Consider the following 12,856-nt stretch of genomic DNA (forward strand, 5'->3'; position numbering starts at 1 on the left):
GCTTGCTTGTTGGTTTTTGATTACAATCATGAGCGAAAACGAACATGAAAGAGCTATTTCGAACATCTGGAGGAAGATGACGTGGAAACCAAAGACTTGATCGTTATCGGTGGCGGCATCAACGGTGCCGGCATCGCGGCGGATGCTGCCGGGCGCGGGCTGTCGGTACTGCTACTGGAAGCGCAAGACTTGGCCTGTGCTACGTCTTCCGCCAGTTCCAAACTGATCCACGGTGGCCTGCGCTACCTGGAACACTACGAATTCCGTCTGGTAAGCGAAGCGCTGGCCGAACGTGAAGTGCTGCTGAAACTGGCGCCGCACATCGCGTTCCCGATGCGTTTCCGCCTGCCGCACCAGCCGCACCTGCGTCCGGCCTGGATGATCCGCATCGGCCTGTTCCTGTACGATCACCTGGGCAAACGCACCAGCCTGCCGGGCAGCAAGGGTTTGCGCTTTGGACCAGAGTCGGTGCTGAAGCCTGAACTGAAGCGCGGTTTCGAATATTCCGACTGCTGGGTCGACGATGCTCGCCTGGTGGTGCTGAACGCGCAGGAAGTGGAAAAACGCGGCGGCGAAGTGCGCACCCGCACCAAAGTGACCCGCGCATGGCGTGAAAACGGCCTGTGGATGGTGGAAGCGGTCGATATCGACAGCGGCAAAACCTTCACCTGGCGCGCCAAAGGCCTGGTGAACGCCACCGGCCCGTGGGTGAAAAACTTCTTCGACGACGGCCTGAAGCTGAAATCGCCTTACGGCATCCGCCTGATCAAAGGCAGCCACATCGTGGTGCCGCGCGTGCACGATCAGCCGCAGTCTTACATTCTGCAGAACGAAGACCACCGCATCGTGTTCGTGATCCCGTGGAATGACGAGTTCTCCATCATCGGCACCACCGACGTGGAGTACAAAGGCGATCCGAAAGACGTGAAGATCGACGAGAACGAAATCGCTTATCTGCTGAAAGTGTACAACGATCACTTCAAGAAGCAGCTGGGCCGCGACGACATCGTCTGGACTTACTCCGGCGTGCGTCCGCTGTGCGACGACGAATCCGATTCACCGCAGGCGATCACCCGCGATTACACGCTGGACGTGCACGACGAGCAGGGCAAGGCGCCGCTGCTGTCGGTCTTCGGCGGCAAGCTGACCACCTACCGCAAGCTGGCCGAACATGCGATGGAAAAACTGGCCCACTACTACCCAGGCTGCGGCCCGGCGTGGACCAAAAACGCCACGCTGCCGGGCGGTGACATCGACGGCGATCGCGACGGCTACGCGGCCAAACTGCGCCGAGCGCACGGCTGGCTGCCGGAAGCCCTGGCGCGCCGCTATGCCCGCACCTACGGCAGCCAGAGCGAGCTGATCCTGGCCGGCGCCAACGGCCTCGCCGATCTGGGCGAAGATTTCGGCCACGGTCTGTATGAAGCCGAGCTGCGCTACCTGACCGAGAAAGAGTGGGTCGTAGAGCTGGACGACGCCATCTGGCGCCGCACCAAGCTGGGCATGTGGCTGGACGAAGCGCAGCAGGCGCGAGTGAAAGCCTGGCTGGCGGAACACGCGAAAACGAAAGCGCTGTCTCTGGCTTCCTGAGCTGCAGCGTAACGAAAAAGGGCCGGTTATCCGGCCCTTTGCTTTTTTCCTCTCTCGCTTTACAGTTTCACCGGCTTAATGTGCCAAATTTCATCCGCGTATTCCTGAATGGTGCGATCGGATGAGAAGTAGCCCATATTGGCGATATTCAGCACCGCGCGCCGCGTCCACTCGTCCTGATTGAGATAGACCTCGTCCACCTTGTCCTGCGTGTCCACATAGCTGCGGTAATCCGCCAACAGCTGATAGTGATCGCCGAGGTTGACCAGCGAGTCGAACAAATTGCCATAGCGTTTCGGCTCTTCCGGGCTGAACACCCCGGTGGCGATCTGCGTCAGCGCCTGATGCAGCTCCGGGTCCTGCTCATAGTACTGGCGCGGGTTGTAACCGTTGCGGCGCAGTTCCTCAACCTGCTCGGCGGTATTGCCGAAAATAAAGATATTCTCCTCCCCCACGTGCTCACGCATCTCGACGTTGGCGCCGTCCAGCGTGCCGATGGTCAGCGCGCCGTTCAGCGCGAACTTCATGTTGCTGGTGCCCGAGGCCTCGGTGCCCGCCAGCGAGATCTGTTCCGACAGATCCGCCGCCGGGATAATGATCTGCGCCAGGCTGACGCCGTAGTTCGGGATGAACACCACCTTCAGTTGGGTATGCACGCGCGGATCGTTGTTGATCACTTTGGCCACATCGTTGATCAGGCGGATGATCTGCTTGGCGGCATAGTAGGCTGAGGCCGCCTTGCCGGCGAAGATCACCACCCGCGGCACGCGCTCGATGTCAGGGTCAGCCAGCAAACGGTTATACAGCGTGATGACGTGCAGCACGTTGAGCAGCTGCCGTTTGTACTCGTGGATGCGCTTGATTTGCACATCGAACAACGCATCCGGGTTGACCACCACGTTGAGCGTTTTGGCAATGTACAGCGCCAGCCGCTCCTTGTTCTGCCGTTTGGCGCGCTGCACCGCCTGCAGGAAGCTCGGGTAATCGACGTTGGCCTTGATCTCGCTCAGTTGGCTGAGATCGGTGCGCCAGGTTTGACCGATGCAGTCGTCCAGCACCGCCGCCAGCGGCGGGTTGGCCAGCGCCAGCCAACGGCGCGGCGTCACCCCGTTGGTTTTGTTGCAGAAACGGGTCGGGAATAGCCGGGCGAAGTCGGCGAACAGCGACTGCACCATCAGTTCGGAATGCAGGGCGGAAACGCCGTTGACCTTGTGGCTGGCCACCACCGCCAGCCACGCCATGCGCACCCGACGGCCGTTGGTTTCGTCGATGATCGAGACCCGCGCCAGCAGATCGTTGTCGCCCGGCGCCACTTCCTGCACCATCTTGAGGAAGTGATCGTTGATTTCGAAAATCAGCTGCAGATGGCGCGGCAAGATGCGGCCGAGCATGTCCACCGGCCAGGTCTCCAGCGCCTCGCTCATCAGCGTGTGGTTAGTGTAGGAGAATACCTGCTCCACCACTTCCCAGGCGTCGAGCCACTTGAACTTGTGCTCGTCGATCAGCCGGTGCATCAGCTCCGGAATCGACAACACCGGGTGAGTGTCGTTGAGGTGAATGGCGATCTTGTCCGCCAGGTTGTCGAAGGTTTTGTGCATCAGCCAATGGCGATTGAGAATATCCTGCACCGTGGCCGACACCAGGAAATACTCCTGCCGCAGCCGCAGCTCGCGCCCGGACGAGGTCGAATCGTCCGGATAAAGCACGCGCGACACGTTCTCCGAATGGTTTTTATCTTCCACCGCCGCGAAGTAATCGCCCTGGTTGAACTTGCCGAGGTTGATCTCGTTACTGGCCTGCGCGCCCCACAACCGCAGCGTGTTGGTGGCGTCGGTGTCGAAACCGGGGATCACCTGATCGTAGGCGATGGCCACGATTTCTTCGGTCTCCAGCCAGCGGGCCTTGGCCCCCTCCTGCTGCACGCGGCCGCCGAAGCGCACCTTGTAGCGGGTGTTATGGCGCGGAAACTCCCACGGATTGCCGTACTCCAGCCAGTAGTCCGGCGATTCCATCTGTTGGCCGTTGACGATGTTCTGCTTGAACATGCCGTACTCATAGCGAATGCCGTAGCCGCGCCCCGGCAGCGCCAGCGTCGCCAGCGAGTCAAGGAAGCAGGCCGCCAGCCGGCCCAGGCCGCCGTTACCGAGCCCGGGGTCGTTTTCTTCCTCCAGCAGCTCCGCCAGGTTCAGCCCCATCTCGTTCAACGCGTTGTCGATATCCTGATAGATGCCCATCGACAGCAGCGCGTTTGACAGGGTGCGGCCGATCAGGAACTCCATCGACAGGTAATACACCTGCCGCACGTCTTGAGACAGCTGGGCGCGGTTGGAACGCAGCCAGCGCTCCACCATGCGATCGCGTACCGCGAACAGCACGGCGTTCAGCCAATCGTGCCGGTTGGCGATGGCCGGATCCTTGCCGACGATAAACATCAGCTTATAGGCGATGGAGTGTTTCAGCGCTTCCACACTGACCGTAGGTGAGGTGTAACTAAACGGTGAAGTCATGGCTTTTTAATCCCTTGTAGGGAGCCCCGCCATTCGCCGCGGAATAGCGGGCTCCGCTGAACATGGACGCGGCACGCCGCGCCCCGACAATCTACCCTTACGGCTGCCCGCCGCGCGCCAACCCGAAACGCGAAACGCGGGCTACAAACGTTGATAAAGCGATAAATACTCTTTCGCCGCCACCGGCCAGCCGAAGTCCACGCTCATGGCGTGGCGCTGAACGTGGCGCCAGTGTTTCGGCCGGCTCCACAGCACCATGGCGCGGCGGATGGCGTTGCCCAGCGCGACAGCGTCGCAATCGTCGAACACGAATCCGCTGGCGGTGCCGTCGGCCAGGTTCTCCAGCGCGCAGTCCACCACCGTGTCCGCCAGCCCGCCGGTACGGCGCACCAGCGGCAGCGTGCCGTATTTCAGGCCGTAGAGCTGGGTCAGGCCGCAGGGCTCGAAGCGGCTCGGCACCAAAATGACGTCGGCGCCGCCGATGATGCGGTGGGAGAAGGATTCGTGATAACCGATCTGCACGCCGACCTGTTCAGGGTAGTCGGCGGCGGCGGCCAGAAACGCCTGTTGCAGCACCGCATCGCCGGCGCCCAGCAGCGCCAGCTGCCCGCCCTGCGCCAGCAGTTCAGGCAACGCCTGCAGCACCAGATCGAGGCCTTTCTGGCTGGTCAATCGGCTCACTACCGCGAACACCGGCAGTGATTCGTCCACCTTCAGCCCCATGGCCTTTTGCAGATGCAGCTTGTTTTTGACCTTGCTTTTCAGATCGTCGGCGTCATAGCGGGCGCTCAGCCGCGGGTCGTGGGCCGGATCCCAAATCTTGTCGTCCACCCCGTTGAGGATGCCGCTCAGCCTGCCCTGCCGCTGCCGCTCCTGCAGCAGCCCCTCCATGCCGTAGCCGAACTCCGGCCGGGTGATCTCACGCGCATAGGTCGGGCTGACGGCGGTCACGTGGTCGGCATAAAACAGCCCGGCCTTGAGGAACGACATCTGGCCGTAGAATTCCAGGCCATAGACGTTGTAGAACGACGCCGGCAGCCACAGCTCGGTCACGTGATGGGCGGAGAACAGCCCTTGATAGGCCAGGTTATGCACCGTGAACACCGAACGCGCCGGGTGGCCGTTGGCGGCCAGATAGGCGCAGCTAAGACCGGCGTGCCAGTCGTGAGCATGCACCAGCTGCGGGCGCCAGTAGCGATCCAGCCCCTTGGCCAGCTCGCAGGCCATCCAGCCCAGCAGCGCAAAGCGGCGGTGGTTGTCGGGGTAGGCATACATGGACTGATCGTGGTACGGGCTGCCCGGCCGGTCATACAGCCAGGGCGCATCGATGAGATAGATGCCCACACCATGGTAGGTGCCGTAACGCAGGCCAACCCGGCCGGCGAACGAGTCGATTTCCGCCACCAGCACGGTGTCGGGTATGCCGTTGCGTACGTCAGGAAAAGCGGGCAATAGCACCCGAACATCGGCGCCTTCGGCGATTTGCGCCGCCGGCAGCGCGCCAACCACGTCTGCGAGTCCGCCCGTTTTCAGCAGGGGGAACATTTCAGAACATACGTGTAAGACCTGCATTATCACTCCTGAAAGTCGGCCGAAGGCCTCTGGATAAGAAATAAAGCAGGCTTGCCGCTGTTATGTGTGCCGCGTTGCGCAAGCCATCGAACCGTTCATCGGGCGGCAGGCTATCGTTCTGCCCCCCACGTTAACTCACAATTTTGACAACATTTCGCGCGTCACCAGCACGATGCCGCCTTCCGAGCGATAGAAACGCTTGCTGTCCTCATCGGCGTTTTCCCCGATCACCATGCCCTCCGGAATGTGGCAGGCGCGGTCGATGATGCAGCGCCGCAGGCGGCAGGAACGGCCGACGTTCACGTCCGGCAACAATACGGTAGAGTCGATGGTGCAGAACGAGTTCACTCGCACGCGCGGGAACAGCACCGAATGCACCACCACCGATCCGGACACGATGCAACCGCCGGACACCAGCGAGTTCATGGTCATGCCGTGGCTGCCGGAGCGATCCTGCACAAACTTGGCCGGCGGCAGCGGCTCCATGTGGGTGCGGATCGGCCAGGCGCGGTCGTACATGTCCAGCTCCGGCGTCACCGACGCCAGATCGAGATTGGCGCGCCAATAGGCGTCCAGCGTGCCCACGTCGCGCCAGTACGGCGGCAGATCGGGGTTGGACGTCACGCAGGACAAGGTAAACGGATGCGCCCACGCCGCCTGCTGCGCGGTGATTTTCGGGATCAGATCCTTGCCGAAATCGTGGCTGGAGCCGGGGGTCGACATATCCTCTTCCAGCAGTTGGAACAGATAGGCGGCATTAAAAATATAGATGCCCATGCTGGCCAGCGACATATCCGGATTGCCCGGCATCGCCGGCGGATCGGCGGGCTTTTCCAGAAACTCGATGATACGGTCGCTTTCATCCACCTTCATCACGCCGAATTCGCCGGCTTCGCTGCGCGGCACCGGCAGGCAGGCCACGGTGCACTGAGCGCCTTTCTCGACGTGATCGATCAGCATGCGTGAGTAATCCATCTTGTAGATGTGATCGCCCGCCAGGATCACCACGTATTCGGCCTCGTAGCGGCGGATGATATCCAGGTTCTGGTACACCGCGTCGGCGGTGCCCTTGTACCAATGCTCGGTGCTGAGGCGCTGCTGGGCCGGCAGCAGATCGACGAACTCGTTCATCTCCTCGTTGAGGAACGACCAGCCGCGCTGAATGTGCTGCACCAGCGTGTGCGACTGGTATTGGGTGATCACGCCGATGCGGCGGATGCCGGAGTTCAGGCAGTTCGACAAGGCGAAATCGATGATGCGGAATTTGCCGCCAAAGTGGACGGCGGGCTTGGCGCGGGTGGAGGTCAAATCTTTCAAACGTGAGCCGCGGCCGCCGGCCAGGATCAGCGCTACGGATTTAATCGGCAACTGGCGCGCCAACATCAGGGGGTCTTTATTTTCAAACCTAACCATAGCGGACTCCTTTTATTATTTCCGTACCAGAACGCAAAGCGAGCGCGCGGCCTGGTGCCAGGCGGGCAATACCGCCCGTGAGTCTTCCTGAGTGAACGGGGCGACAACCTGCCAATCGCCTTCCGGCAATCTCATCTCCGTCGTTTGCGGCGTGGCGTTGACCAGCAACAGCCAGCGCTGCGACAGCAGGATCTGCATGAGCAGCTCGCCCCGCTCCCACTGCTGCGCGTCGAGCGGCTGGCCTTGCGCGTTCAGCCACTGCACGCTGCCGTCGTCCTGCTGCCACCAGCGGTCCTGCTGCAGCGCGGGGATCTGGCGGCGCAGCGCGATCAGCGCCGCGACGTAATCGGTCAGCGCGTCATCCGCCGTGGCCCAATCGAGCCAAGTGGTGGCGTTGTCCTGACAATAGGCATTGTTGTTCCCCTGCTGGCTGTGTCCCTGTTCATCGCCGGCCAGCAGCATCGGCGTGCCCTGGGACAGCAATAGCGTGGCGAGCATCGCCCGCTGGCTGGCCCTGCGGCGTTGCACAATGGCGTCGTCGGCGACCAGGCCTTCCACGCCGTGGTTGTTGCTGAAATTGCGATCGCTGCCGTCGCGGTTGCCCTCGCCGTTGGGCTGATTGTGTTTCTCGTTGAAACTGACCACGTCTTGCAGGGTAAAACCGTCATGGGCGGTCAGCATGTTGACGGTGGCGTAAGGCGCCCGCCCGCGCTGGTTGTACAGATCGCTGGAAGCGGCAAAACGCCGGGCGAACTGGCCGAGCGACACGCCGCTCTGCAGCCAGAAACGGCGCATGTCGTCGCGGTAATGATCGTTCCATTCGGCGAAGCGGCCGGGAAATGCCCCCACCTGATAGCCGCCGGGGCCAATGTCCCAGGGTTCGGCGATCAGCTTGCAGCGCGACAGCAGATCGTCCGCCAGCATCGCCTGGAACAGCGGCGCATCGCGATCGAACCCCGGCGTGCGGCCCAGCACGCTGCCCAGATCGAAGCGGAAACCGTCGACGTGGCACTCCCGCACCCAAAAATGCAGGCAATCCATCACCCAGGCTACGCCCTGCGGCTGATCGAGCCGCAGCGTGTTGCCGCAGCCGGTGTCGTTGACGTAGTCCCCTTCGGGCGTCAGCCAGTAGTAACTCAGATTATCGATGCCGCTCAGCGACAACATCGGCCCATCCCTGTCCAGCTCGGCGCTGTGGTTGAACACCACGTCAAGGATCACCTCAATGCCGGCTTGGTGCAGCGCCTTGACCGCATCGCGAAATTCGTTGAGCGGCGTGGCATCGGTGCTCAGGCTGGCGTAGCGGTTGTCCGGCGCATAGGGCGCCAGCACGTTATAGCCCCAGTAGTTGATCAGCCCCAGCCGCTGCAGGCGCGGTTCGGAGGTATGTTGCTGCACCGGCAGCAGTTCCAGCGCGGTGATGCCGAGGCGTTTGAAGTGGGCGATCATCGCCGGGTGCCCCAGCGCGGCGAAACTGCCGCGCAGCGCCGGAGGGATCTGCGGGTGCAGCAGCGTCAGGCCGCGCACGTGCGCTTCGTAAATCACCGTCTGTCCCCAGGGCGTGGCGGGCGGGCGATCGTCCTGCCAGTCATACTGTTCGTCCACCACCACGCACTTCGGCATCAGCTCGGCGCTGTCGTGCGGGTCCGGCTGCTCGTAACCGCCGTGCAGGTGCGGGTGGTCCGCCACCGGCCCTTCCACCGCGCGCGCGGCCGGATCGAGCGCCAGCTTGTTGGGGTTGAAGCGCTGCCCGTTCGCCGGATCAAACGGGCCGTAGACCCGGTAGCCGTAACGTTGCCCCGGCCTGCCGCCCGGCAAGTAGCCATGCCAGATATCGCCGCTGCGCGCCGGCAGCGGCAGGCGCACTTCGCGCTGTTGGCCGTCGAACAGGCACAGCTCCACCCGCTCGGCATGCGCCGAATACAGGGTAAAATTGATGCCTTCGCCGTCGTAATGCGCGCCCAGCGGCGCGGCGAGGCCAGCCGTCAGCTCGGTCATGGCGCCTCCCGCAGCAGATAAATGGTCGACAATGGCGGCAACGTCACGCTGATAGAGAAATCGCGGCCATGGCTGCCGACCATTTCGGAAGAGACCCGCCCCTGATTGCCGGCGTTGCTGCCGTGATAGTGGTGCGAATCGGTATTGAGGATCTCGCGATAGTCACCGGCGCGGGAAATGCCGATGCGGTAGCGATAGCGCGGCACCGGGGTAAAGTTGCTGATGGCGATCAGCTCATTGCCCTGCGAGTCGTAGCGCGCAAAGGCGAACACCGAGTTGTCGTGATCGTCGACCACCAGCCACTCGAAGCCATCCGGGAAGTAGTCGCGCTCGTACAGCGGCGCCTGCTGCCGGTAGCAGTGGTTCAGATCGCGCACCAGCCGCTGCACGCCGTTATGCCAGTTATCCAGCCCTTCCAATAAATGCCAGTCGAGGCTGGTATCGAAATTCCACTCGCGCCCCTGCGCAAATTCGCAGCCCATAAACAGCAGCTTTTTGCCCGGATGCGCCCACATAAAGCCGTAATAGGCGCGCAGGTTGGCGAACTTTTGCCAGGCATCGCCCGGCATACGGTCTAGGATCGATTTTTTGCCGTGCACCACTTCATCGTGCGAGATAGGCAATACAAAGTTCTCGGTATAGGCGTACAGCATACCGAAGGTCATCTGGTTGTGGTGATACTTGCGGTGCACCGGATCGCACTTCATATAATTGAGCGTGTCGTGCATCCAGCCGAGGTTCCATTTGTAATGGAACCCCAGGCCGTTGGCGTCCGGCGGCAGGGTGACGCCGGGATAGTCGGTGGACTCCTCCGCCAGCGTCACCGCGCCCGGCTGCGCCTGGCCGATAGTCTGGTTGGTATAACGCAGGAAGGCGATGGCCTCCAGATTCTCGTTGCCGCCGTAGTAATTCGGCACCCACTCGCCGTCGGCGCGGCTGTAATCGCGATAGATCATCGACGCCACCGCATCGACCCGCAGCGCGTCGATGCCGAAACGCTCCAGCCAATACAGCGCGTTGCCCGCCAGGTAGTTGCGCACCTCGTGACGACCGTAGTTGTAGATCAGCGTATTCCAGTCCTGATGGTAGCCCTCGCGCGGATCGGCGTACTCGTACAGCGCAGTGCCGTCGAAATTCGCCAGGCCGTAGGCGTCGCTCGGGAAGTGCCCCGGCACCCAGTCGAGGATCACGTTGATGCCCGCCTCATGCGCCGCCGCCACAAACGCCCTGAAGTCAGCCGGCGTGCCGAAGCGCCGGGTCGGCGCATACAGCCCCAGCGGCTGATAGCCCCAGCTGCCGTCGAACGGGTGCTCGTTGATCGGCAGCAGCTCGATATGGGTGAATCCCATGTCCTTCACATAATCGATCAGCTGCACCGCCAGCTCGCCGTAGCTGAGCCAGAAGTGGTTGTCAGTGTGGCGGCGCCATGAGCCGAGATGCACCTCGTAGATGGCGATCGGCTGGTCAAAATCGTTGGCGCGGCGGCGCGCCGGCGTCGACGGCACCACCTCCGGCAGCGGCGCCACCAGCGAGGCGGTATCCGGGCGCATCTGCGCCTCGAAGGCGTAAGGATCGGCTTTCAACTGAGTATTGCCGTAGCAATCGACGATTTCATATTTGTACAGCTGGCCGGCCTGCACGCCGGGCAAGAACAGCTCCCAGATGCCGTTTTCACGCCGCAGACGCATCGGGTGGCGGCGGCCGTCCCAGAAGTTGAATTCCCCCACCACCGAAACACGCTGGGCGTTGGGCGCCCAGACCGCAAAGCTGACGCCGTCGATGCCATCCAGCGTGACGAGGTGGGCGCCCAGCCGTTCATAGGGGCGCAAATGCGTACCCTCAGCCAATAGCCAACTATCGATATCCTGCAGCAGCGGGCCGAATCGATAAGGATCGTCGACGATCTGTTGATGATCGCGCCAGCTGACCTGCAGCTGATAGCGGAAAGGATTTTTGCGCCGCGGCACCACGGCGCTGAAGAAACCGCGCGGATCGTCGCAGTTCAGCTGCACCAGCCGCCGGCCGGTTTGCTGTTCCACCAGCCAGACTGCGCCGGCGTCCGGCAGCAGCGCGCGCACCTGCAGACCGTTATCGGTCGCATGCATGCCAAGCAGAGCGAAGGGATCGGCGTAATGGCCGGCGATGATCTGATCAATCACGTCACGATCGGGAAGTACAGGCATAGTCTTCTTCCTTAGATTAACAGCATGATCTAAGCACGGCTTGTTGATTATTCCTTGGCCGTTTTGGTCATCATGCAATGCATTCGGACTCTAAAGCGTGATTGCGGTCGGTTATTGACCAATCTTTACTCTGCCGACCTGAATTTCGCTCTTTATGCTTATTTTTTGAAATATTTCAGTCATGGTGAAAAATTGTCCACCCATGCATTAAGCATAGCCAATGTCTGTTAAAAACTGCTCAGCATTGCTCAGGAAAATTCTTCATTAAGAAAACTGCCAGCCTGGCGGCGTTTGCATGCGGCGGCTGACGAGGAGATAGGCGGGATCCCGCCCATTGAAACGAGGCTGGCGATGACGCTGCCCGACGCGGTGCGCGGCGAACAAAAAAGCGGAAAATAAGGCATTAGGGGGCTGAAAGCAGCCAGCCCCCTGGAAGTGCGGGTTTACAGCAGGATGCGCAGCATGCGGCGCAGCGGCTCGGCCGCGCCCCACAGCAGTTGGTCGCCTACGGTGAACGCCGACAGGTACTCCGGCCCCATATTCAGCTTGCGCAGACGGCCGACCGGCGTATTCAGCGTACCGGTCACCGCCGCCGGCGTCAGTTCGCGCATGGTCAGTTCGCGGTCGTTCGGGATCACGCGCACCCAGTCGTTGTGCGTCGCCAGCATCTGCTCGATTTCCGGCAGCGACACGTCTTTTTTCAGCTTCAGCGTGAACGCCTGGCTGTGGCAGCGCAGCGCGCCGACGCGCACGCACAGACCGTCGACCGGGATCACGCTGGCGGTGTTCAGGATCTTGTTGGTTTCCGCCTGGCCTTTCCACTCTTCGCGGCTCTGGCCGTTGTCGAGCTGCTTGTCGATCCACGGGATCAGGCTGCCGGCCAGCGGCACGCCGAAGTTATCGGTCGGCAGTTTGCCGCTGCGGGTGGCCTCGGTCACCTTGCGTTCGATATCCAGAATGGCGGAGGCCGGGTTCTGCAGCTCTTTCGCCACGTCGGCGTGCAGCATGCCCATTTGGGTCAGCAGTTCGCGCATGTGGCGCGCGCCGCCGCCGGAGGCCGCCTGGTAGGTGGCGACCGACGCCCACTCCACCAGATCGTTGGCGAACAGGCCGCCGAGCGACATCAGCATCAGGCTGACGGTGCAGTTGCCGCCGACGAAGGTTTTGATGCCTTTGTCCAGGCCCTGCTGAATCACCGCGTGGTTGACCGGATCCAGGATGATGATGGCGTCGTCCTGCATGCGCAGCGACGAGGCCGCGTCGATCCAGTAACCCTGCCAACCGCTGGCGCGCAGCTTAGGATAGACTTCGTTGGTATAATCGCCGCCCTGACAGGTAATAATGATATCGAGCGCGCTCAGCGCGTCGATGTCATACGCATCCTGCAGCGTGCCCTGCTGGCCGCCAAAGGCCGGCGCGGCGGAACCGTGCTGCGAGGTGGAGAAAAAGACCGGGCGAATGGCGTCGAAATCGCGCTCTTCCGTCATGCGTTGCATGAGAACCGAGCCGACCATTCCGCGCCAACCGATGAAACCAACGTTTTTCATAATATCTGTGTCCCGCCCGGATAAGGGCTTATTAGGTGATAACGAG

At 61.9% G+C, this 12,856-nt stretch carries 7 protein-coding genes; 1 reads left to right on the forward strand and 6 read right to left on the reverse strand.

Annotated features, from left to right (window positions below):
- Positions 1-81: 81 nt before the first annotated feature.
- On the forward strand, positions 82-1,590 hold the full coding sequence (gene glpD, locus AC2CGQ_RS22885; protein ID WP_004930801.1) for a glycerol-3-phosphate dehydrogenase: 1,509 nt from the start codon (positions 82-84) through the stop codon (positions 1,588-1,590).
- A 59-nt stretch (positions 1,591-1,649) separates the two neighbouring features.
- On the opposite strand, the gene glgP is transcribed toward glpD, so the two are convergent.
- The 6 genes from glgP to asd form a co-directional block, all read right to left on the reverse strand.
- Complete coding sequence (glgP, locus tag AC2CGQ_RS22890) at positions 1,650-4,097, reverse strand: glycogen phosphorylase (protein ID WP_031300290.1); 2,448 nt, start codon at positions 4,095-4,097, stop codon at positions 1,650-1,652.
- A gap of 141 nt (positions 4,098-4,238) precedes the next feature.
- Positions 4,239-5,669 (reverse strand): glycogen synthase GlgA, encoded by a 1,431-nt coding sequence (gene glgA, locus AC2CGQ_RS22895; RefSeq protein ID WP_004930807.1) that lies wholly within the window; start codon positions 5,667-5,669, stop codon positions 4,239-4,241.
- Positions 5,670-5,804: 135 nt separating this feature from the next.
- Positions 5,805-7,082: a glucose-1-phosphate adenylyltransferase gene (gene glgC, locus AC2CGQ_RS22900; RefSeq protein ID WP_004930810.1), complete on the reverse strand. Its 1,278-nt coding sequence runs from the start codon at positions 7,080-7,082 to the stop codon at positions 5,805-5,807.
- Between the two features lie 15 nt (positions 7,083-7,097).
- Positions 7,098-9,080, reverse strand: coding sequence for a glycogen debranching protein GlgX (gene glgX / locus AC2CGQ_RS22905; RefSeq protein WP_103086220.1), 1,983 nt, complete (start codon positions 9,078-9,080; stop codon positions 7,098-7,100).
- Complete coding sequence (gene glgB / locus AC2CGQ_RS22910) at positions 9,077-11,263, reverse strand: 1,4-alpha-glucan branching enzyme (RefSeq protein ID WP_075684686.1); 2,187 nt, start codon at positions 11,261-11,263, stop codon at positions 9,077-9,079. The genes glgX and glgB overlap by 4 nt, the downstream gene beginning before the upstream one ends.
- Positions 11,264-11,706: 443 nt before the next feature.
- Complete coding sequence (gene asd, locus AC2CGQ_RS22915) at positions 11,707-12,810, reverse strand: aspartate-semialdehyde dehydrogenase (protein WP_004930820.1); 1,104 nt, start codon at positions 12,808-12,810, stop codon at positions 11,707-11,709.
- Between the last annotated feature and the right edge of the window lie 46 nt (positions 12,811-12,856).

This window comes from Serratia sp. DFXYC6 (assembly GCF_057196085.1).